Consider the following 21402-nt stretch of genomic DNA (forward strand, 5'->3'; position numbering starts at 1 on the left):
CAGGCCCTGGGGCCCATCGAAGTCGGGGTGCGCGCAGCCCGGCATATATGCCGCGCGTTGTCCGGCGCCCCCCGCCTGGCAACACTGCGGGCATGCGCAATTCACCGCTTTCTCATTCTTCCCATGACCTGGCGGAGGGCCTGCCGGGGCAGGCCGCCGATGACATCACTGCCCTGGTCGCCAGCGGCGCCATGGGGGCCGACGAAGCGGTTGCCTTGTTGGCGGATGCCGCCGAGCTGGACGCTGCGCAGCAGCGCCGCGAGGCCGAGGCCCGCGCCGTGCGCGTGGGCGCGCTGGGCCGGCGGCTCTTGTCGCTGGCGCAGGAGCAGGTGCAGCAGCGCCAGGTGACCGAGGAGCGTTGGTACAAGGACGTGCGCCAGTTCAACGGGCAGTACGACCCGGGCATGTTCGGCGACGAAGGCGAGTACGGCAGCCGGGTCTTCGTGCCGCTGACGCGGCGCCTGTGCGGGCTGGTGGAGGCGCGGCTGTTCGACATGCTGTTCCCCAGCGAGGAGCGCAGCTACGTGATCGAGCCCACGCCCGTGCCCGACCTGGACGAGGCCCTGGACCTGGCCGGGCAACTGCCGCCGGGCACGCCCATGCAGTCGCCCGAGGGGCCGATGCTGACGGCGGGGGCCATCAAGGACGCCATCGGCACCATGATGGACGAGGCCACGAAGCGCTGCGACGCGATGCAGCGCGAGATCGACGACCAGTTGGCCGAGTGCAGCTACCCGCGCCATGCGCGCGATGTGATCCACGACGCGGTGCTGTACGGCACCGGCGTGCTCAAGGGCCCGGTGCCGATGTTCCGCACCACCAAGCGCTGGGCGCGGCAGGGCGATGGCGCCTATGTGATGAGCCTTGCGCGCAAGCCGCTGCCGCAGGCCGCGCGCGTGGACATCTGGAACTTCTTTCCCGACATGAGCAGCACGCACATCCGCGAGGCGGAGTTCGTGTTCGAGCGCCACTACCTCACGCGCCAGGAGGCGGCCGACCTGCAGGACATGCCCGATGTGGACGCCGACGCGCTGCGCCGCCTGCTGGGCGCCGAGCCGAGCACGCCCACCAACAACTACCGCGAGCGGCTGCGCGCCATCAGCGGCGCCAGTGGCGCCAAGGACCGGCGCTACGAGGTGTGGGAGTACCACGGCCCCATCACCGCGCAGGACCTGATCGACTGCGGCTGCGCGGTGCAGGACGACCCGCTCAAGACCTACACCGGCGTGGTCTGGTTCGGCAGCCAGGGCGAGGTGCTCAAGGCAGCGCTGAACCCGCTCGATAGCAACGAGCACCCCTACAGCGTGTTCACCTGGCAGATGGACGAGGCCAGCATCTTCGGCTTTGGCATGCCCTACGAGGTGCGCGACAACCAGGAGAGCGCCGACAGCGCGTTTCGCGCCATGCACGACAACATGGGCCTGTGCGTGCTGCCCCAGGTGGTGGTGGACGACCAGGCCATCGAGCCGGTGGATGGCTCCTGGCGCATGGCGCCGGGCAAGTTCTGGCGCAACAAGCGCCCGGGCTCGGACGCGCGCCAGGGCATCCAGTTCATCGCCATCGATGCGCGCTTGCAGGAGCTGCAGGCGATCTTCGGCATGAGCAAGCAGCTCATCGAAGAGGTGGGCACGCTGCCGGCCTTTATGCAGGGCACCGAGGCGCCCAACTACATGCAGAGCGCCACGGGCGCGAGCATTGCCTACAACGCGGCCAACCTGTGGGTGCGCCGCGCGGTGCGCAACTGGGACGACGACATCGTCACGCCGCTGATCACGCGCTTTTTCGACTGGAACATGCAGTACAGCGAGAAGGCCGAGATCAAGGGCGACAGCCGCGTGCGTGCGCTGGGCATTGCCGCGCTGGTGGAGCTGGAAGGCCAGGCGCAGCGGCTGCAGGCCTTCATGCAGACGGCGCAGGCCATGGGCCTGCCGCCGAGCAACCAGATACGGCTGATGCGCGAGTTTGCGCGCGCCTTCAAGCTCGACCCCGACCGCGTGCTGCCCACCGAGCAGGAGATCGCCCGCATGCAGCAGGCCGAGGCGCAGCAGCCCCCCGGCCAAAGCGGCCCCGACGCCGAGCGCCTGGCCCAGCAGCGCGAGCAGGCCGCAATGGATGGCGAGCTGGAAAAGGCCCGCCTGCAGCTGCGCCGCGACGAGGCCATGGCCCAGCGTGAGCTGGCGCAGCAGCGCATGGCGCTGGACGCCGCCAGCACGGCCGCGCGCGAGCGCATGGGCCAGGCCGATGCACAGAGCCGCCAGGCCTTCGAGGTGCAAAAGACCCGCGCCGTGCTGGCCGACCGCCAGGCCGACCGCGACAGCAAGGCCCAGATGCTCAATGCCGAGATGGCATTCAGCGCACAGATGGGCAAGGGCGTATGACCGGAGGAAATTTCACATGAGCTGGATGGAGCAGATCAACCCCGCCACCGCCGTGTGGCGCGGCGTGCAGGCCTACGCGGCCGAGCGCATCGCGGAGCTGACCACCGTGTGCACCACGGTGCGCTCCAGCGACCCCGAGATACGCGCCGCGCAGGCTGCCATCCAGGAACTGCAGGCCCTGCTGGCCCTGCCAGGCCGCATTGCCCTGCAGGCGCAGCAGCGCGGCAGCACCGACCGCAGCAAAGGATATTGACCATGGCACAGTACACGCAGGATCACGTCAACGCGGCCTATGCGACCGAGCGGGCCAACGGCGCGTCGGACGAGGACCTGGCACGCATAGGCAAATCGCTGGGCGTCACCGACGCGCAGTTCAACCTGGCCAGCCAGGCCTGGGGTGCAGCGCCGTCGCCTGCCCCGGCGCCCTCGTATGCGCCATCGCCGGCGCCCGCCGCGGTCTCCTCCGGTTGGGAGGGCGGGCGCGACCTCACGGCCGACGAGATCAACACCGGCAAGCAGTGGTCGGTGGGCAAGACCAGCCAGGAAGTCGCCGCACAGGCCCAGGGCCTGGGCCTGACGCAAAAGCAGTTCGGGCAACTCTACGGCTGGTCGGCCGAGGACTCGGCCATCGGTGGCTATGGCACCACGGGCGGGCTGGAGAAGCCCTACTACGACTACACCTACGACGCCCAGAAGGGCTGGACCAAGGACACGAAGAAGCCGCCCACCACGGGCATCAACCTGTCGCAGCTGCAGGGCATGACGCGCTGGGACGTGGCGCCCAACGAGACGGTGCGCAGCCAGTTGCAGCAGATCATTGCCGACGACAGCCCGCTGATGCAGCAGGCCCGCGCTCGCGCGCTGCAGACCGCCAACACGCGTGGCCTGCTCAACAGCTCCATGGCCATGACGGCGGCCGACTCGGCGATGTACGACGCGGCCATGCCGATCGCCCAGCAGGACGCCAGCACCTATGCCCGCGCAGGCGAGTTCAATGCCGGCCAGGCCAACACCTTTGCGCGCGACAACAACGCCTTCGTGCGCGATGCCTATATGGCCGATTTCAATGTGCAGGCCAACGAGTGGGCGGCGCAGCAGCAGTGGGACCGCGACTACCGCATGCTGGACCGCCAGCAGCAGCTGACACTGGAGCGCGATGCCGTGCAGAACGGCTACCAGTCGGCGCGCGACCAGTTCGCGGCGCAGAACCAGCTGGGCATTGCGCAGCTGGAAGCGGCATCGCGTGCGGCCAGCATCCAGCCTGACACCAGCATGGCGCGGCTGCAGTTGCAGCTGGATGCGGACGAGAAGAAGACCAATCAGCAGATGGCGCTGGACGGCCGCAACACGCTCACCAACCTGCGCAACGATGGCACGGACAAGATCTTCCGCATCCAGACCAGCGACATGAGCCCGGAACGGAAGCAGGAGGCCATCGACAACGTGGTCGATATGACCAACAAAAGCCTCGGTAACCAGGCCACGTACCTGGGAATAACGCCGGATAGCTGGCTGCTCACGAAACGCACGACAACGACCAGTGAGCCATCGCCAGCGCCCGCACCTACGACTATCCCCGATGGGGATGGGGGTGGCGGCGCAGGAGGTCCCCAATGATCCGCCGCGCCACGCGCGACGACCTGCCCGCCCTGGTGGAGCTGGCCTTGCGTGAGCACGCCGCCAGCCAGTTCGCCCACCAGCCGGTGGACCTGGCCCAGGTGCAGGCCTCGTTCCTGGGGGTGATCCATGGCATGGCTGGCGTCGCGTTCGTGAGCGAAGAGGGCGGCCAACTGCGCGGCCTGATCGCTGGCATGGTGCAACCCGGCCTGTTCAACCGCTACCAAACCGCCTTCGAGCTGCTGTGGTACGCCGAAGACGGCTCTGGCCTGCGGCTGCTGGCCGCTCTCAAGGCCTGGGCCGTGCGAATGCGCGCCGTGCAGCTGGTCGTGCATGACTACGCGGGCATTGCCGACCCCACCCGTTTCAACAAAGTCATGGCCCGCCGGGGCTTTGGCGTCATGGGCACGGCCTACGTGTCCCCACTGGAGAGCTGATCCATGGCCGTCGTTATCCCCATCATCATGGCCTACACGGGCGCCACTGCCACCATTGCCTCTGCCGTGGGCCTGACTGCCGCCATCGGATCAGCGGCAGCCGCCACCGTGGTTTCCACGGTCGCGTCCATTGCCTTTCAGGTCACCGGCATCAATGACAAGGTCAACAAGGCGGCCTCCAAGGTCTTCGGCGAGGACATGGTCAAGGTGATCAACATTGCCGGGGCCGTGTATGGCGCGGTGAATGGTGGCTTCAACTTTGGCGAAGGTGGCGCCGGCCTGACCGAGGCGGGCGGCGCGCTGAGCACGAAGGCCATGCTGGACGGCACCACCGCCTTCGGGGCCAACTCCGCGCAGGGCGCATTCAACCTCGCAGATGCCGCGAACGTGGGCAAGGCTGCCCTGGATGGCACCAACGTGTTTGGCAACCACTCGATCCTGGGCCAGGGAGACCAGGGCCTGCTGCGACTGGGCGGGGACGAGCTGCCGATCAACGACGTCGCCGAAGTGGCCAGGGTTGCCGGGCCTGCTGCCTCGGCGGGCACCAGCGTCGGCGCGCCTGGTCAGCCCTGGGGGATGGACATCGACCCCATCGAGGGCCCCGCGGGTCTGCACACGACCCACCAGACCGGTGCTGCGGCACCGATCGAAGGCCCGGCTCAACAGGTCTTCTCGCGCTACGTCCAGCCCAACGCCTCGGCCCCCGTGACCGCCCCTGCCATGGCCGGAGGATCTGCCACGACACCGGTGGCGCCCGTGAAGGGCAGCTTCTTCGACCGGCTCGGCAACGTGGCGACCAGCGAAAAGGGCCTGGGGGCGATTGTGCAGGGCGTCGGCACCGGCATCACCAACGCATCGAAGGAAAGGCTTGAGCGCGAAAGGATGACCATGCTCGAGCGCAACTACCGCAGCGTCTCTGGCGTTCGCGTCGCATAAGGAACCACCATGAACCTGAACCAAATGGCCCGACAGGGCGCCCCTGCGCAAGACCCGACGGTCGGCAGCACCGGCGGTGGCCAGCCCGCCAGCGCCAGGCAACAAGCCCAGTTCGACATGCTGCTGGGCCGCGCCCGCCAGATGATGGGCGAACAGGCACAAGCGTGGCGCGAGGCCATGGACATCGACCCTGCGCAAGCCGCGGTGCGGATGGGCACGCAGACCCTGCGCTACCTGGCCCAGCAGTCCGAAAAGGCCGGCCAGCCCGTGGACCCGGCCGTGCTGCTGCATGTGGGCGTGCAGTTCGTCAAGGACATCGCCGGCCTGGCCAACGACGCGGGCATGGTGCCCGACGAGCAGCTCGAACCCTTTTTGCAGCAGGTGATGCAGGAGTCCATCGCCGAGTACATGCGCATGGATGCCGACGACGGCCTGATGCCTGCGCCGCCGCGCGGCGCAGGCCCGGCGCGGGTGGCGCCCACGGCACGGCAGCAAGGGGGTGTGCGATGAGCTTCTTTGCCAACCTCCTGGGCGGCACGCTGCAAGGCGTGGGCGCCGGCATGTCGGCCATGGCCGCCGATGAAGAGAAGCTGCAGGCACAGCGCGCGCTGCTGCAGGACAAGCAGCAGGCCGCGCTGGAGCTGCAGCAGCAACGCACGGCCGACCGGCAGTGGCAGCAGGAGCAGATGCGGGTCGGGTCCGCTGGTGGTGCTGGCAGCGGCAAGGGCTTCAACCTGATGGAGGAAGCCGCCCGCGCCCGGACGCCCGAGCAACGGCAGGACCTGGTCAACCGCGTGCGTGCCGTCCATGAAGACGCCGGCCTGCGCCTGGCCGACGTGGGCTTTGGCATGCCCGTGATGAACGCCGTGGCCCCCACGGCCGGCGACTTTGCCCGCTACGACCGGGCCGGCAGCATGGACGCTGCGCCGCCCACCACCACGCTGGAGCGCGCCGCCTACGACCGCGAGAAGGGCGCGCAGGCATTGCAGCGGCTGTACACGCTGTTCCTGGACCCGGGCAAGCTCGACGTGCATGCGCGGGGAGAGCGGCAGTTCGGGCTGAACGACCGGGGGGAGGCCAGTGCCGTGGCCGTGGAGCAGGGCGGCGGCTCTGCCCTCGATGCGGCCGCGGCCTTCCAGCGCAGCAGCGCTGTGCAGCCCGAGCGCCCGAGTGAGCGTCCAAGGCCTGAGCCGGCTTTGCGCCCCACGGCCCCGGTCCAAATCGGCGAGGCCGGCACTGGCTCGCGGGTGGGCGCCAGCACCAGCGCTGGTGCGCGCCGGCCGCTGTCGTCCGCGCCGCAGGACGGAACGGTGGTCCGCGACGCCAGCGGCCAGCGGTACGTCGTGCGCAATGGCCGGCCCGAGCCCCTGGCGAAAGCGCAGTGATGGATTGGTCCCGCTTCGAACTGGTGGAGGAGCCAGAGGTTTCCAATGCAGGCATTGATTGGTCTGCGTTCGAGCTGGTGGCGCTGGGGCCTGGCGATGGTAGGCAGGCGACTTCAATGGCGAATATGGAGCCGGCCGCGCGCGCACAGGATGGCCGCAAGGTGGATGACCCGCGCAGGACGGATGCGCCCAGGCAGGCGTCGATCCTGTCGGACGCTGCAGACCAGGCCTACGGCCTGGTGAAAGGTGCTGCCGCAGCAGTGATGCCCTGGATGAGGCCGGCCATCGAGGCGTCCAATGGTCCGCGCCCGGAGTGGAAGAGCGTGCTGGAGGGCCCCGATGTGGTCGGCGATGCGAGAGGCATGGACCTGGCCGAGGCCGAAAGACTCTCCCGCCGCGACTATGCAGAAGCCGTCGAGCAGCGCCAGCGCATCGCCAATTCGCCACAGATGCGGGCACCTACGCCCTTGAACAGGGTGCAGGCCTATGCCGAAGCCAACCCCGTCAAGGCCGCCCTCAAGCAGGGCGCGGCGAGTTCGCTGGCGGGGACGCTCAATGTTCCGTCGGTGGCGGCTGGGTTGGTCACCGAGGGTGTCAACAAGGTTCTGGTCGATGGCGGCGGTTCTCCCGTTTTTGGCCGTGTACCCAACATGCCCTTGGTGGATGACTTGCGCCAGATGAGCGAAGGCTACGCCTCCACCCTGTCGCGCCAAGGCCCGGCGCAGGCCTGGGACAACGGCGAGTTCGGCCGCTGGATGACGGTCCAACTGGCAGGCGACTCCCTGCCTGCAGCGCAGGCTCTCGCGGCCATGATGGTGCCTGGCGCGCAGGCCAGTCTGTCGGCACCCATGGCGGCCAGCGCGGCGGGGTCGGCCTATGCGGAGGGCGATAGCGCCATGGCCGCTGCGCTCAAGGGAGGGCTGGCCTTGGCATCCGAGAAGCTGCCACTGACCGCGGGGCAGGCGATCAGGGACATGGTGCTCCATATCCCGGCGCCGGTGCGCGCCCAGGTACTGGCCGATGCCGGCAAGCGCCTTCTGGCGACTGGCGCCGAGATCACTACCAAGGGCCTGACCGGGGCCATCCAGGAGTCGTTCAACACCATCGGCGGCAACGCTGTCGACATCCATGTGTCGGGCAAGGACAAGGGCCTGCTCGATGACGCCGGCCGCAGCGCACTTGTCGGGGGCGTCCTTGGCACAGTACCGAGCGGTTCCAAAGGAACCCGGGTGCAGGCTGCACCCCTTCGCCCCGGCCCGGATAGCCCGGTGGGCCACGCGCAGCAAACTCCAAGCGATTCCAGCAACCCCGTGCAGGACATCTTGGCGGGTGCTGCCGGGCGCGGCGGTGGGCGTGCAGATGACTTCCTTGCGTCCATGGTGCTAGCCCAGTCGGTGACCCCGGTCGCTCCGGTCGTGCCGCAGGCGGGGGACTCTCTCTCCCTGGAGAGGGGCACGCAGGCCTTGCCAGGTGGCCACCTGGACGCATCGCTGGCACCCGCCGTGCCCGAGGGTGATGCTGCGACCATCGCGCGTCAGGCAGAGGCTGAAGCTGCCGGTGCACAGCAGACATCGGCCACAGCACCCGACTCGCATGGACCAGGCCCCCAAGGCGGTTCGGCTCTGGATGCGCCCATTGATGTTTCTACAGCGGCGCCTGTCGGTGCAATGCACTTGACCGACAAAGGCACGCTGAGCGTGGAGGGGGATCCTCGCCAGTTGGACAAGCGACTGCGCAATGCCGGGGTAGACCAGGTGTGGATGTGGCTCGACAGCGTATGGGTAGCACCCGAGCAGGCTGCACGGGCCCAGCAGGTGCTGGCGCAGCCGCAGCCTGGCGCTGCTGCCGATGCGGTAAGGCAGCCGCCACCACCGGTGCAGATGACGATGCGCGAGGGCGGCATGCTCGACGTGGAGGGCGGCACCAAGGCGGTGCGCCAGTGGCTTGAGGATGCGGGCGTCCCCCGGGGTGCCATGACAGATGGGCCAGAGGGTGTGATCGTCACAGCGGGGAGTGTCGAGCGGGCGAAGCGGGCCTTGGCAGCACCAGCACCGGTGGCACCCGCACTACTGTCAACGGCGCAAACGGCTGATCACGAGGAGGAGGCTGTGCCAGTGCAGGATGGGCGATCAGCCACTGCTCCGCCCGCGCCGATGGTGGCAACCAAGCTCGAAACGGGTGTGCTCAAGATCAAGGGCGATCCCAAGAAAATCCTCGCGGTTCTTCGCAACGGTGGAGTTACCAATGTGAAGGTGCGAAAAAAGGAGGTCACGGTCTGGGCCAACGAAGCGGCACTTGCTCAAGAAATACTTGCAGACAACAATCTGGCAGCCGATCCGGCAGGGACTGAAACTGCGACAGCCAACAATAGCGTGAAGGAGTTCGATGGTGCGGGACCTGGAGCTGCAGCTGATGATTTCTCCAACCTCGGCCTTTCGGACCTGGGGTCCAAGTTGGGCGAAGGGGGCACCAAGGATGTATTCGCCTATGGCGAAAAGTACGCCGTTGGCGTCTTGCACTCAGGCCGCATCAGTGAATTGGAAAGCGAGTTGAAACTGCTTGGCCAACTAAAGGAGATGGGCCTTCCCGTCGTTAACGCCAGGGGGCCGATCATGGTAGGTGATCTCCCTGCGCTTGTGTACGATCGATTTGAGGCGGGGACTAAAGATGCGGTCAGAATGGTGCGCAATCAACCAACAATCGGGCACCTCTCAAAACCCCGCCCGCCGCATCTGGCGCCTCATACAAATCAATGACTTACAACACCGAAATGTGAATTTTCGGGGGTTTTGAGAGGTCCCCAATCGTTGGAGAGTTGGATTTTTTAAACAAAAAAAGCATATCTGATTTGAATTTTATTAGAAAGAAGATTGTGGATGCGAGATTGCACATAGAAGATCTACAATTTCTTGTGGGGCGTGATGGTAGTTTGGTAATATCTGATCCTTTGGGGGTAAAGGCTGGACCTGGCTACAAGAAAAATGTCCAAATGATTGATGTTTTGATAAAATTGGCTCGTGCAGGAAAGAAAAAATGACGAACAAAGAGTTTCCGCCCTCAATGACCCCTGTTCGGTCGGTTTCACTGCTTCGCAGTTTTTTGGGGAAAAAGCTGGTTTCATTTACAAGATACAGCTTGTTTCCTAAAGAAGAAGCGGCCGCCGAAATAGAGAAACCTACTTCACTTGTTTTTGAAGGGACGGAAGGGCCTGTGGGCCTTGATTTTGAAGGAGCCGGAACTCTTGGGATTGGAGAGGATGATAGCCTGAATAGCGCAATCGTCTGGCTTGACAGGGACAAGGATGGACAGCCTGATTTCAGTCCGATGGACGAGAACGAAAGCGTATTTTTCCCAATCGAAGCTTCAGATCCTGTTTTTTCAAGAACGCAATGGAGTGAATTTATAGGGGATCGATTGATTGGCTTGTCAATAATTAAGGAAAATCCGATTAATCCTCGACTGGAGAATCGGCCGTGTGAGATTGCTTTGTGCTTAGACTGGCAAAAAAATGGGAAATTTGCGGCAATCCTCGGCGGACACGGGGATGACTATTGGGAATGTAAGCTGATGCTGTGGAGCGCAGTGCAGCCCAAGCTGGGCTCTAGGTTTTACGAAATCCATTTGCTGTAGCTTCAGTTGGTAGGTACGCTTTTGCCGAGCCATGGGGGCACCTTTCAATACCCTCAGCTTCCAGCCAACAGCTGAACAGTCGCGCTCTCTGCAGACGCAGATGGCCTGATCCAGCCCTTCATTCGCGAGCTGCAAGCCCGCGCAAGATGGTTGCCGGCAGCCCTGGGCCGGAGTCCTGGCGCTTGGATTGCCCTGCCCCGCTCTGGGGACTCGCGCCTATCGGCTGCGCAGCAAGGCGCTTCGGTCGCCAACGAGTTGTATGCAGAGCTGCAGAAGCTGCCCACGTCCGCCTTTGCGGCGGAGCCTGAGTTCCAGCAACTGGCCCGGGAGCACGGCGAAGACAAGGCCCGAAGCATCCTGGCCGCGGCGGTCTTTCCAAGTTGTTCGCCGACCCCGACATGCTTCGTGCAGCCATGCCCTGCGCGGGCAAGGGCGGGTTGATTGTTGGTGCGCTGGACGCTGCATCCGGCGGGGTGGCTGGCAAAACGCTGGTGCCCAGGGCTATCAAAAACCAGCTCGTGCGCCAGGCCATCAACGCACCGCTGCAGGCCGGTGTGCAGGGCGCCATGGGTGGTGCCGGCGAGGCGGGCAAGCAACTGGCGCAAAGAGGCCAGATCGACCAGCCCGGCCAGGTGTTGGCGGAGATGGTGGGCGAATGGGGCATGGCTCCGGTAGAAGTACTTGCGCTTTCCAAGGATGCCCGGCAGGTACTGGCCGGACGCAATGCTGTCGCCCTGAGCCCCGCAATGCAAGTGGACAGGGGATCCTCCCAATCACCTGTTGGGCGGAAGGCGCCTTCTCGGGCTGAAGTGCCGCCCGATGCGATGCGCGAGGCCGCCTCGTCTAGGGATCAGGCGGAGGGCTTGGCTCATGAAGTGGTGCAAAACGGTGTGACTGCTTCGAGCAGTCTTGCACGCAAGACGAAAACGGATGAACTGCCGGCACGGGAAGACAGCGCGGCAGATGCTGATGTCACTTCAACCTTGCCAACCGGTGACGGCAGCCGCTTGCCCGGTGCTGCTGATGGAAATGGATACCGGCCATCGGGTAACGCTATCTCCACGCTTGATCCTCAAACGGTCAAGAAAGCAAGGATCTTGCAGGGTGAGCCCGTTGCAATCTTGCTAGGCAATGAGGCGCCCCGCGGATTTGCCTTGTTGCGCGCATGGGCCTCCAAGCTCTTTGCGGATGCTGGTGGCGTCGCTGTTCACCCGGAGTTGGGCGAAGTGGTTCTCGACGAGCGAGCGGTGCGAGACTCCATGGCACACGGCATGAATCCATCCAAGGCCGTGTCATTCGCGGCCGTGAAGGCCGTCGTCGAGGGCGGCGCACTTGTGCTCAGTGCGCAGCATGACCGAGGTGCGACGAGTTGTTACATCAGCGCGCCGGTAGAGATCGATGAAAAGGGGAACGTCGTCACCGTGCTGGTCAAGAAAGATCCGAATACTCAGCGGATGTATCTGCACAGTGTGAGTACAAAAGAGCGTCTCCTGAATACCAGGTATTCCGGGACTGACACCAAGGATGGTGTGGAGCGATCCGGCAAGGCTACTTCAGGAGACGTAGCCAGTGTAATTCGCGGGCTGTTGACGGTCAACCTGAAAGACGTCTCTGGGGACGCAAGTCCCCCGGCCATGGAGCCAGAAGTGCCCACGGCGGGTCCGGTGGTAGATGCCCCAACGGCGGCGCCTGTCGGTGCAATGCACTTGACCGACAAAGGCACGCTGAGCGTGGAGGGGGATCCTCGCCAGTTGGACAAGCGACTGCGCAATGCCGGGCGAGGGCCTGTTCACACCCATTTCGGGGATCGCGTTGCGCGGCCTGGGGGCTGGGTGCAAGGCGCCCGTGTGCAGCAAGGTAGGAACCTTGCAAGCGCGGGCAACGCCGCAGACGGCCCCCAGGCCGGGCAACCCGAAGGGAAGGCCCTTGCCGGCGCGCCACTCGTCGTTGCGTTCCTTGCGTGTGCAAGAGCTCACGCGGCGTCGCGCGCCTAGATTGGCACGCCGGCAAGGGCCTTCGCGACCCCGAAATGGGTGTGAGCAGGCCCTGGACAAGGTGTGGGGTGGCTCGACAGCGTATGGGTAGCACCCGAGCAGGCCGCACGGGCCCAGCAGGTGCTGGCACAGCCACAGCCTGGCGCTGATGCCGATGCGGTAAGGCAGCCGCCACCATCGGTGCAGATGTCGATGCGCGAGGGCGGCATGCTCGACGTGCAGGGCGACACCAAGGCGGTGCGCCAATGGCTTGAGGATGCGGGCATCCCCGGGGGGTGCCATGACAGATGTGCCAGAGGGTGTGATCGTCACGGCGGGGAGTGTCGAGCGTGTGAGACAGGCGTCGGCTGGGCATGCGTCTCCGGTGGGGGTCGTGGATACCCTCCCTGCCGAGGGCGCGCCGGTGCCATTCTCACAGGTTCGAAATGGCGGCATTGATTCAGGCCCTGTGGCTGGGGATTTTTCTTCGGAGCGAGGTGATTTCCATGGCAATGCCTCAGGTCGAGCGGGCCGAGGCGTTTCAATGGGGTCGCAGGAACTTCAATCAAAAAATGGAGCTTCTCACGCATTTGGCCGCATTTCATTTCAGCAGGGCGCGAGGCCTGATGCAAATGAGCTTCGCGCTGGCCGAAGCCTGGCTGATTTAGGCTACAACGTCATCCATAAAGTTACAGCGAATGACCTTGGTGTGCCGGAGACTCCCACGGCGGATCTGGAGGTTGAAGGCATTGGGCAAGTGGACGTTTACACACCGAATACGTCTGAAGTGAAAAATATTGTTCGGGAAATTGAACGAAAGAAGGAGCAGGCTACGTCAGTTCTTATACAGACGGACCTCGACGATGCCAGTATCCAAGCGATCCAGGATAGATTTTGGGGAAAACCAAATGCGTTAAGGATTCAGAGCTTGTTTTTTCAAAACTCCGGTGGGAGAATGATTTATGTACCTCGACCAAAGAAAGGAAATTAAAGATGGCCAAATTTCGTTGCCGTTGCGGACATGAAATGCGTTTGACCGGCGCCGATTCGCCGTACGAGTTTTCGCTGATTCCCGAGGCCGCAGTGGTAAATATTTCAGATCAGCTTGAATCTGGAAATGTATCGTCGGAGAACTTCTTTGATGAGATTGATAAGGTTTCCAGGCTTGTTTATCGATGCACGGAGTGTGACCGGTTGTATGTAAAAAATGAGTCAAATGTTTTTGATGTTTATGTAAAAGAGTTGCTGTAGGCTGGATTGTTTTAATATGTGGGCGGTCCCACTTCTGAAGTGCTACACCTGAACCTCAGGTAAATTCCACAGATGACTTCACAATACACGCACTTGCAGACAACAATCTGGCAGGCGATCCGGCAGGGACTGAAACTGCGACAGCCAACAATGGCGTGAAGGAGTTCGATGGTGCGGGACCTGGAGCTGCAGCTGATGATTTCTCCAACCTGGGTTTTTCGGACCTGGGGCCCAAGCTGGGCGAAGGGGGCTCCAAGGATGTGTTCGCCTATCAGGCTGAAGAAATACCTCCCACCCAGCCAGCCCAGCAGCCCAACCCGGTAAGCTCACCAATCCCTCCCACATTGCCAGATCCCATGCGCGGCGCCGACACCTTCACCGAGAGCCTGTTCTCTGTCCGCAAGCTCGACGACTTCGTGCCAGCCTCGCACCCCCTGCGCCCCGTTCGCAAGATGGTCAACACCGCCTTGGCCAAGATGGATGCCCTGTTCTCGCGCATGTACGAAGCAGACATCAAGGGCGGGCGCCCCAGCATCGCCCCCGAGAAGCTGCTGCGCGCCATGCTGCTGCAGGTGCTGTACAGCGTGCGCTCGGAGCGCCAGTTGATGGAGCAGGTGCAGTACAACCTCTTGTTTCGCTGGTTCATCGGCCTGTCCATGGACGATGAGGTCTGGGTGCCCAGCGTGTTCACCAAGAACCGCGAGCGGCTGATCGAACACGACGCCGTGATTGAGTTCTTCAACGAAGTGCTCAAGATCGCCGACAAGAAGCACTGGCTCTCGGGCGAGCACTTCAGCGTGGACGGCACGCTCATCCAGGCCTGGGCGGGCCACAAGAGCTTTGTGCGCAAGGACGACGATGACGCGGGCGGCGGTGGAGATGGTGACCCTGGTGCAGATGCCAATGGCAATGGCGGCAACTTCAAGGGCCAGCGGCGCAGCAACGACACCCATGAATCCACAACGGACGCCGATGCCCGGCTGTACCGCAAAGGCAAAACCGCCAGCGAGCTGCGCTACATGGGCCACACCCTGAACGACAACCGCCACGGCCTGGTGGCCAATGCAGTGGTCACGCTGGCCGATGGCTACGCAGAGCGCGAAGCGGCCAAGGCCATGGTCAACGACGCCCGACAGGCGCAGGCCGATCCCACGCGAACCATCACGCTGGGAGCGGACAAAGGCTATGACGCACGCGAATTCATTGAGGCCTGCCAGGCCATGAACGTCATTCCCCATGTGGCGCAAAACAAGTCAGGCAGAAACTCGGCTGTGCCCGATGCGATTGCGCAAAGCGAAGGCTACGCGGTATCGCAGCAAAAGAGAAAGCTCATCGAGCAAGGCTTTGGCTGGGCCAAGACCGTGGGCGGGATGAGGCAGGTGATGGTGCGAGGCCTTGAGCGCGTGGACCAGATGTTCGTGCTGACGATGGCGGGATACAACCTGGTGCGCATGCGCACTTTGGAGCAATTGGGACAGGTGCGCCTGCAGGGGGCGCATTGAGGGCAAACGAAGGCCAAAGCGGTCTCTGAAGTGCAATAAAACGCTCAATTGGGCACGCTAATCCCGGGATGTGAAAAAGGCGAACCAACCTGCGGCCGTGGGGCAGGACGGGCTTGGAATCTGGGGAGTATTTCTTCAGCCTGCTATGGTGAAAAGCATGCCGTTGGCGTCTTGCACTCAGGCCGCATCAGTGAATTGGAAAGCGAGTTGAAACTGCTTGGTCAACTAAAGGAGATGGGCCTTCCCGTCGTTAACGCCAGGGGGCCGATCATGGTAGGTGATCGCCCTGCGCTTGTGTACGATCGATTTGAGGCGGGGACCAAAGATGCGGTCAGAATGGTGGATGGCCATGCGACGGTTGTCGGCGATCTAAGTTTGTTGAATAAGCGAAGTATTTCTGATTTGATACTCATCAGAGGAAAAATTGAAGGGGCCAAGTTGCATATATCCGATCTGCAGTTTCTTGTGGGAAAAGATGGTGGTATTGTGATATCTGACCCATTAAGGCTTGCGGTGGGTGATGTGGGTTATCGAAAAAACATAAAGATGATCTATTATTTGGTGAAATTGGCTGAAGGAAATAGGGGTTTTAATGATTGACCAATATAAAGATCAACCGACGCCATCTCAATCGATTCCTCTTCTCCGAACTTTCTTGGGGCGCAAGCTGATTTCATTCACGAGATACAGCATATTTCCCAAGGAAGAGGCGGGAGCCGAAATGGAAGAGGCGCCTTCGCGTGTTTTTGAAGGGACTGAAGGGCCGCTGGGTCTCACGTTCGAAGGTGCCGGAACCCTCGGGGTTGGGGAGGATGACAGCCTTAATAGTGCGATTGTTTGGCTTGACAGTGACAGAAATAGGCGGCCTGGCGCCACGCCGATGAGCGAAAAGGAGGGCGTGCTTTTTCCAATCGAAGCTTCGGACCCCGTCTTTTCGCGAGCGAAATGGCACGATTTTGTCGGCGATCAATTGATTGGCATATCGATCATCAAGGAAAATCCTGTAAGCCCTCGACTGGAAAATCGTCCATGTGAGGTTGCTCTGTGCTTGAGCTGGCAAAAAAATGGCAAGCTTGCAGCGATACTGGGAGGGCAAGGCGATGATTATTGGGGGTCCAACAAGCTGATGCTATGGAACGCAGTGCAGCCCAAACTGGGCTCTAGCAGGCTGAAGAAATACTCCCCAGATTCCAAGCACGTCCCGCCCCGCTGGCGCATGCGGGCTCTCTTGTTTTCACATCCCGAGATTGAAGGGGTCTATCGGGCTCTTTGGCGCTTGATTTGAGCCACTTCGGCGTCCATTTGCCCTCAATACGCCCCCTGCAGGCGCACCTGTCCCAATTGCTCCAAAGTGCGCATGCGCACCAGGTTGTATCCCGCCATCGTCAGCACGAACATCTGGTCCACGCGCTCAAGGCCTCGCACCATCACCTGCCTCATCCCGCCCACGGTCTTGGCCCAGCCAAAGCCTTGCTCGATGAGCTTTCTCTTTTGCTGCGATACCGCGTAGCCTTCGCTTTGCGCAATCGCATCGGGCACAGCCGAGTTTCTGCCTGACTTGTTTTGCGCCACATGGGGAATGACGTTCATGGCCTGGCAGGCCTCAATGAATTCGCGTGCGTCATAGCCTTTGTCCGCTCCCAGCGTGATGGTTCGCGTGGGATCGGCCTGCGCCTGTCGGGCGTCGTTGACCATGGCCTTGGCCGCTTCGCGCTCTGCGTAGCCATCGGCCAGCGTGACCACTGCATTGGCCACCAGGCCGTGGCGGTTGTCGTTCAGGGTGTGGCCCATGTAGCGCAGCTCGCTGGCGGTTTTGCCTTTGCGGTACAGCCGGGCATCGGCGTCCGTTGTGGATTCATGGGTGTCGTTGCTGCGCCGCTGGCCCTTGAAGTTGCCGCCATTGCCATTGGCATCTGCACCAGGGTCACCATCTCCACCGCCGCCCGCGTCATCGTCGTCCTTGCGCACAAAGCTCTTGTGGCCCGCCCAGGCCTGGATGAGCGTGCCGTCCACGCTGAAGTGCTCGCCCGAGAGCCAGTGCTTCTTGTCGGCGATCTTGAGCACTTCGTTGAAGAACTCAATCACGGCGTCGTGTTCGATCAGCCGCTCGCGGTTCTTGGTGAACACGCTGGGCACCCAGACCTCATCGTCCATGGACAGGCCGATGAACCAGCGAAACAAGAGGTTGTACTGCACCTGCTCCATCAACTGGCGTTCCGAGCGCACGCTGTACAGCACTTGCAGCAGCATGGCGCGCAGCAGCTTCTCGGGGGCGATGCTGGGGCGCCCGCCCTTGATGTCTGCTTCGTACATGCGCGAGAACAGGGCATCCATCTTGGCCAAGGCGGTGTTGACCATCTTGCGAACGGGGCGCAGGGGGTGCGACTCTGGCACGAAGTCGTCGAGCTTGCGGACAGAGAACAGGCTCTCGGTGAAAGTGTCGGCGCCGCGCATGGGGTCAGGGTCAAGCGATGTGGGAGGGGCTGGTGAGCTTACCGGGGTTGGACTGCTGGGCTGGCTGAGCGGGAGGTATTTCTTCAGCCTGCTAGGTTTTACGAAATCCATTTGCTGTAGCGTCAGGGAATCTCAAAACCCACCCACTCGATCTTGAGTTCCTTGCCCCCGTCCCATCAACCGCATGATCACCCCTCGCAGCGCCTTGAAGTTCGACCTCTTTGCCGACGCATCGCGCAAGCGCAAGATCGACGAAGTCCGCGTCTGAGGAGCGGGCGTTTGTTCACCCTTTGGCGGGAAGTCGTATTGAAAGGTTCCCGAATTTGTGGTCCGGTGTGAAGGCCCCGTGATGATTGGCGGGGGGAAAGTAACCTATCCGGAGTAGCCCGGCGGACCGCTCTGTTCACTGCAACGGCGGTGTATCGGGCGGCGGTGCGATCAGGCCCTGCCAGGTGCCGGCAGGCACGGTGGGCTGACCCGGGGCGGGCGCGGGCGCGGCGCCTTACGCCGCCAGGGGGCGTGTGGTCTGCCAGTCGCTGTGCGACATGCGCAGGGCGTTGGACACGGTGATGTCCAGGCGGCGGGCCCAGGAGTCGAGGTCGTGCCGCTGGGCGGTGTCGTGCCGCTCGTTCCAGGTGAGTTCGGCCACCAGGCGGTCGGGCAGGTCGAGCACCGTGCGGAATGCGCGGTCGTTGGCCATGAGGGCCCAGTTGAGCAGCACGGCCTGGGCGTCCGTGGAGGCGGATACGCTCGGTACAACCTTGCAGACGCCGGAGCGGGTGAATTCGAAAAGTGCGGTGATCACGTTGGGTATGCCACGGTCGCTGGCTTGGCCAGATGTTGTGCCCCGGGGACCATGGCACCAGAAGGGAGTGTTCTCCGGGGCCTGGGATGGCTGGGGGCGAGCATGTCTGCACTTGGCAAAGCATTGCTTGTCAAGGGGCATCGAACGTGATTGGAGTGCAAATTTCTGGCGGGCGGTATCCCCCAAAGGTAGGGCCGCGCCGGGCGCGGCGTGGACTGCGCGAAGGCCGTGGATGCGCAGGCGGTCCCTGCGCATCCATTCGTTTCAAATGTATTCCAGCCCCAGCTGGCTCAGCCCCACCAGGTTGATCTTGCTGGCCGTGAGGTCCGAGCTGGCCACGGCCCAGGTCAGCGATGCGCCGGTGTAGCTGCCCGATTGGAGCAGGCCTGCCAGGTTCTGCACGGTGGCGGCATCGGCCGCGGTGCCGAACAAGTTGGCGTACAGCAGGGCCACCACCTGCTCGGGCGTGGCGGAGGGGCCGGCCACGGCGGCCAGGGCCAGTTCTGCCAATTGCTGGGGCGTGGCACCCGATTCGTCCACGGCCTTGATCACGGCGCCCACCAGGCCCTGGTTCTTCAGCGCGTCGGAGCCCAGCAGGGTGCTGATGAGGCGCGCGGCGGTGCCGGCAGCGCCGTTCAGGTCCAGCGCCACGGAGTGGTCGGCAAAGCGCACGCGCTCGATCTGCTGCAAGGTGTCCAGGCCGTCGTGGCCGGCGCCCCTGTCGTTGAGCTGCCAGCCGCCACCTGGCAGCGGCTGCAGGGTGTAGCCCCCGCGGGCGCCATGGGTCAGCAGCGTGTCTACACCGGCAGCCCCGGTGAAGGTCTCGTTGGCGGGCTTGCTGTTGAACAGGTCGGCGTCGGCAGTGCCCTGGTTGCCCGTGGGCAGGTGGGGGTTGCTGGGCGTCCAGACTGGCTTTTCGGGCGTGGGGGTCGGTGCCGGCGCTGGGGTGGGTGTCGGTTTGGGGGCCGGGGCTGGCGTGGGGGTGGGCGCAGGTGCCGGGGCCGGGCCGGGTGCTGGTGCTGGTGCTGGTGCTGGTGCCGCATCGACGCTCAGCGTCGGGCCCTTGGTCGAATTGAACCCATAGGTGCCGCCCAGGCCGTCGCGGCCATACAGCCAGTCGAGCGCCAGCAGGTCGTAGCCCTGGAAGGTGGTCTTGTTCGGGCCGGCATGCGTGTACGACATGACGGTGTTGTTGGTGTTGTCCTGCCCTGCGGGCAGCGGGTGCGAGGAGTCGAAGGGGTGCGACAGGCCCAGCGCATGCCCCACTTCGTGCAGCAGCACTTCGTAGCCCGAGCCGCCGGCCGTGGGCCGGTTGTTGATGCCGGCGTGCTCCACGTTGTCCAGGTAGACCACGGCTTCGATGTTCAGCGAGCCCACCACCTGGTTGGGGCCGGAGTAGCTGTAGCTGTAGCCCGAGGATGCCAGGCCCGCGGTGGAGGGGCCCTGCAGGTTGGTGGCGGCGAAGTGCAGGTCGGCCTGGGCCGAGGTGGCGACCTCGGTGAAGACGATGCCGGTGACGGCCGCGGCGTGCTGCAGGATCTGCAGGGTCGACTGCTTCTGGTCGGCGTTGAAGGCCGTGACCGCGCTGCCGGTCTTCCTGGCCGCTTCGCTGCCGGCGCCCGCGTCGAAGGTGTAGTAGATGACCTTGCGGCCGTCGGGCCAGAAGTTCCAGATGGGGGTGCCGCCCAGCAGGGCATCGGCCTGCGGGTTGCCGGAAAAGCGCATGTTCTGCAGGTCGGAGACGGTAACGGCCATGGGGTGTGTATCTATTGGCGGTGGATCGGGGGAGTGCTCGGCGCGTGGCCCTGGGAGCCTGTCGGATTTGTAGCCGGCGATTTCCAAGTCCGACAGGCTCCTGGCGACCGGCGAATCTATCACCGGGGTACGGCGCGCACTGTGGCGCGAAACCAAATGTCACGACATGGCGTCGCGCGCCGACGGGCGGTATCGGGGGGGCGCTGGACGGTGCACTGCAGGTGCTTCGCCCCGGGTGGGGCGCCAGCCGAGCGTGCGAGAGATGCCTGAGAGACGGGCGCTGTCAGCGCCTGGCGCAGACGAAAATGTGCGATGCGCCGAAGTCGCTGGCCTGGTAGGCCAGCGCGAGCGGGTAGCGGGCGGCTGCCGTCGTGTCCAGCGACACCAGGTACAGCGGAAAGTCGCGGTTGGCATAGAGGCGATCACCGCTGCTGCCCAGGCCGTCGAAAGGCACGCTGATGCCGGGCACCGCAAAGCCGGGAATGCGGGAGGTGTCCACCACCGCCTGGGCGGCCGTGAAGGTGGCGGTGGCGTCGTAGGTGGCGCCCGTGTTGCTGGAGCACAGGTAGGCGCCGCTGTAGGCCGCATAGGGGTTGCCCGCCACGGGCGGGATGGGGTATTCGGCCAGGGTGGCCACCTGGCGGTAGCGGCCGCTGGCCAGCATCTCCCAGAAGTCGGTGCCATAGCCCACGAAGACGGCCCCGCCCAGTTGCGCGCGGGTATTCCAGTTGCTGACGGCGATGGTCTCGCTTGCCTGGCGGATGGTGCGGTACTCGGGAATCTCGCCGCCCGTGTAGGGCACGAAGCCCCGCGTCTCGGACAGCAGGTAGAACTGCCCGTTGTGCAGCACCACGAAGTACAGCTGGCCCTGGCCCACGAACCGGGCCTCGGGGTTGACGCTGACGGCGAAGTTCAGGGCCTGCGTGGTGCCGCTGATGGTGGTGGTCACCGTGGTGATCTGGCCGAAGGCGGGCAGGGCGCCCAGGCCCAGCGCCAAGGCGGCACCGGCGAGGAGTTTGCGCAGGGGATGCAGGGGGCTTCGGGGCTTGGCGGTGGGCATGGCGGTGTCCGGTGTCAACCCGTTCAACGCGGTGGCGTTGCGGGCGGTTTACGTGGATACAGGCAGGCGCGCCTGCGTTGCTGCTGCTGTTGTTGTTGCGTAAGCAGGCGCGTGCAGTGCATTTTGCCCCTTGCCCGGGCGGCTGGGCACCCGGTGGGCGCATACTGTTACGTTGGATACGCGACCACCCGCCTGCGCGCGGTTGCCATTGCCGTTGAC

At 63.9% G+C, this 21402-nt stretch carries 20 protein-coding genes; 16 read left to right on the plus strand and 4 right to left on the minus strand.

Annotated elements, in window-relative coordinates; genetic code table 11:
- Positions 1–92: 92 nt before the first annotated feature.
- The 16 genes from U5N23_RS10355 (at position 93) to U5N23_RS10430 (ending at position 16394) form a co-directional block, all read left to right on the plus strand.
- The gene (locus U5N23_RS10355; protein ID WP_322592724.1) at positions 93–2378 is read left to right on the plus strand and encodes a hypothetical protein; all 2286 of its coding nucleotides are present in this window, start codon (positions 93–95) and stop codon (positions 2376–2378) included.
- A 16-nt stretch (positions 2379–2394) separates the two neighbouring features.
- Positions 2395–2631 carry a hypothetical protein gene (locus tag U5N23_RS10360; RefSeq protein ID WP_322592725.1) on the plus strand — a complete coding sequence of 79 codons (237 nt, stop codon included), beginning with the start codon at positions 2395–2397 and terminating at the stop codon, positions 2629–2631.
- 2 nt (positions 2632–2633) lie between these two features.
- Positions 2634–3995: a hypothetical protein gene (locus U5N23_RS10365; RefSeq protein ID WP_322592726.1), complete on the plus strand. Its 1362-nt coding sequence runs from the start codon at positions 2634–2636 to the stop codon at positions 3993–3995.
- Entirely contained in the window at positions 3992–4432 is a 441-nt protein-coding gene (locus U5N23_RS10370) for a hypothetical protein (RefSeq protein WP_322592727.1), read from the plus strand. Before U5N23_RS10365 ends, U5N23_RS10370 begins: the two co-directional genes overlap by 4 nt.
- Before the next feature lie 3 nt (positions 4433–4435).
- The gene (locus U5N23_RS10375) at positions 4436–5368 is read left to right on the plus strand and encodes a hypothetical protein (RefSeq protein WP_322592728.1); all 933 of its coding nucleotides are present in this window, start codon (positions 4436–4438) and stop codon (positions 5366–5368) included.
- A gap of 9 nt (positions 5369–5377) precedes the next feature.
- A complete protein-coding gene (locus tag U5N23_RS10380) occupies positions 5378–5878 on the plus strand; it encodes a hypothetical protein (RefSeq protein ID WP_322592729.1) in 501 nt (166 codons plus the stop codon).
- Positions 5875–6753 (plus strand): hypothetical protein, encoded by an 879-nt coding sequence (locus U5N23_RS10385; RefSeq protein WP_322592730.1) that lies wholly within the window; start codon positions 5875–5877, stop codon positions 6751–6753. The genes U5N23_RS10380 and U5N23_RS10385 overlap by 4 nt, the downstream gene beginning before the upstream one ends.
- Positions 6753–9509 carry a hypothetical protein gene (locus U5N23_RS10390; RefSeq protein WP_322592731.1) on the plus strand — a complete coding sequence of 919 codons (2757 nt, stop codon included), beginning with the start codon at positions 6753–6755 and terminating at the stop codon, positions 9507–9509. Before U5N23_RS10385 ends, U5N23_RS10390 begins: the two co-directional genes overlap by 1 nt.
- Before the next feature lie 59 nt (positions 9510–9568).
- Positions 9569–9790: a hypothetical protein gene (locus U5N23_RS10395; protein WP_322592732.1), complete on the plus strand. Its 222-nt coding sequence runs from the start codon at positions 9569–9571 to the stop codon at positions 9788–9790.
- Positions 9787–10383 carry a hypothetical protein gene (locus U5N23_RS10400; RefSeq protein WP_322592733.1) on the plus strand — a complete coding sequence of 199 codons (597 nt, stop codon included), beginning with the start codon at positions 9787–9789 and terminating at the stop codon, positions 10381–10383. The genes U5N23_RS10395 and U5N23_RS10400 overlap by 4 nt, the downstream gene beginning before the upstream one ends.
- A gap of 380 nt (positions 10384–10763) precedes the next feature.
- Positions 10764–12377, plus strand: a complete 1614-nt coding sequence (locus U5N23_RS10405) for a hypothetical protein (protein ID WP_322592734.1) — start codon at positions 10764–10766, stop codon at positions 12375–12377.
- Positions 12378–12750: 373 nt separating this feature from the next.
- Positions 12751–13347: a hypothetical protein gene (locus U5N23_RS10410; protein WP_322592735.1), complete on the plus strand. Its 597-nt coding sequence runs from the start codon at positions 12751–12753 to the stop codon at positions 13345–13347.
- Between the two features lie 2 nt (positions 13348–13349).
- Entirely contained in the window at positions 13350–13607 is a 258-nt protein-coding gene (locus tag U5N23_RS10415) for a hypothetical protein (RefSeq protein ID WP_322592736.1), read from the plus strand.
- 356 nt (positions 13608–13963) lie between these two features.
- Positions 13964–15109 carry an IS5 family transposase gene (locus U5N23_RS10420; protein ID WP_322592737.1) on the plus strand — a complete coding sequence of 382 codons (1146 nt, stop codon included), beginning with the start codon at positions 13964–13966 and terminating at the stop codon, positions 15107–15109.
- A gap of 48 nt (positions 15110–15157) precedes the next feature.
- A complete protein-coding gene (locus U5N23_RS10425) occupies positions 15158–15709 on the plus strand; it encodes a hypothetical protein (RefSeq protein WP_322592738.1) in 552 nt (183 codons plus the stop codon).
- Positions 15702–16394 carry a hypothetical protein gene (locus tag U5N23_RS10430; protein ID WP_322592739.1) on the plus strand — a complete coding sequence of 231 codons (693 nt, stop codon included), beginning with the start codon at positions 15702–15704 and terminating at the stop codon, positions 16392–16394. Before U5N23_RS10425 ends, U5N23_RS10430 begins: the two co-directional genes overlap by 8 nt.
- A gap of 23 nt (positions 16395–16417) precedes the next feature.
- Here the strand turns inward: U5N23_RS10430 and U5N23_RS10435 are convergent, their stop codons facing one another.
- From U5N23_RS10435 to U5N23_RS10450, 4 genes are all read right to left on the minus strand, one after another.
- Positions 16418–17563 carry an IS5 family transposase gene (locus U5N23_RS10435; protein WP_416208577.1) on the minus strand — a complete coding sequence of 382 codons (1146 nt, stop codon included), beginning with the start codon at positions 17561–17563 and terminating at the stop codon, positions 16418–16420.
- Between the two features lie 502 nt (positions 17564–18065).
- Positions 18066–18368, minus strand: a complete 303-nt coding sequence (locus U5N23_RS10440; protein WP_322592740.1) for a hypothetical protein — start codon at positions 18366–18368, stop codon at positions 18066–18068.
- A 264-nt stretch (positions 18369–18632) separates the two neighbouring features.
- On the minus strand, positions 18633–20123 hold the full coding sequence (locus tag U5N23_RS10445; protein ID WP_322592741.1) for a M12 family metallo-peptidase: 1491 nt from the start codon (positions 20121–20123) through the stop codon (positions 18633–18635).
- Positions 20124–20406: 283 nt separating this feature from the next.
- A complete protein-coding gene (locus U5N23_RS10450) occupies positions 20407–21183 on the minus strand; it encodes a hypothetical protein (RefSeq protein ID WP_322592742.1) in 777 nt (258 codons plus the stop codon).
- Between the last annotated feature and the right edge of the window lie 219 nt (positions 21184–21402).

Origin of the sequence: Acidovorax sp. (genome assembly GCF_034519795.1) — a bacterium.
GTDB lineage: Bacteria > Pseudomonadota > Gammaproteobacteria > Burkholderiales > Burkholderiaceae_C > Acidovorax.

Excerpts from the sequence above, each read along its gene's own strand:
- U5N23_RS10415 (WP_322592736.1), top strand. The coding sequence starts at position 13,350 with ATGGCCAAATTTCGTTGCCGTTGCGGACATGAAATGCGTTTGACCGGC.
- U5N23_RS10390 (WP_322592731.1), top strand. The coding sequence starts at position 6,753 with ATGGATTGGTCCCGCTTCGAACTGGTGGAGGAGCCAGAGGTTTCCAAT.
- U5N23_RS10380 (WP_322592729.1), top strand. The coding sequence starts at position 5,378 with ATGAACCTGAACCAAATGGCCCGACAGGGCGCCCCTGCGCAAGACCCG.
- U5N23_RS10365 (WP_322592726.1), top strand. The coding sequence starts at position 2,634 with ATGGCACAGTACACGCAGGATCACGTCAACGCGGCCTATGCGACCGAG.
- U5N23_RS10430 (WP_322592739.1), top strand. The coding sequence starts at position 15,702 with ATGATTGACCAATATAAAGATCAACCGACGCCATCTCAATCGATTCCT.
- U5N23_RS10370 (WP_322592727.1), top strand. The coding sequence starts at position 3,992 with ATGATCCGCCGCGCCACGCGCGACGACCTGCCCGCCCTGGTGGAGCTG.
- U5N23_RS10450 (WP_322592742.1), bottom strand. The coding sequence starts at position 21,183 with ATGCCCACCGCCAAGCCCCGAAGCCCCCTGCATCCCCTGCGCAAACTC.
- U5N23_RS10375 (WP_322592728.1), top strand. The coding sequence starts at position 4,436 with ATGGCCGTCGTTATCCCCATCATCATGGCCTACACGGGCGCCACTGCC.
- U5N23_RS10400 (WP_322592733.1), top strand. The coding sequence starts at position 9,787 with ATGACGAACAAAGAGTTTCCGCCCTCAATGACCCCTGTTCGGTCGGTT.
- U5N23_RS10445 (WP_322592741.1), bottom strand. The coding sequence starts at position 20,123 with ATGGCCGTTACCGTCTCCGACCTGCAGAACATGCGCTTTTCCGGCAAC.
- U5N23_RS10435 (WP_416208577.1), bottom strand. The coding sequence starts at position 17,563 with ATGCGCGGCGCCGACACTTTCACCGAGAGCCTGTTCTCTGTCCGCAAG.
- U5N23_RS10420 (WP_322592737.1), top strand. The coding sequence starts at position 13,964 with ATGCGCGGCGCCGACACCTTCACCGAGAGCCTGTTCTCTGTCCGCAAG.
- U5N23_RS10355 (WP_322592724.1), top strand. The coding sequence starts at position 93 with ATGCGCAATTCACCGCTTTCTCATTCTTCCCATGACCTGGCGGAGGGC.
- U5N23_RS10385 (WP_322592730.1), top strand. The coding sequence starts at position 5,875 with ATGAGCTTCTTTGCCAACCTCCTGGGCGGCACGCTGCAAGGCGTGGGC.
- U5N23_RS10360 (WP_322592725.1), top strand. The coding sequence starts at position 2,395 with ATGAGCTGGATGGAGCAGATCAACCCCGCCACCGCCGTGTGGCGCGGC.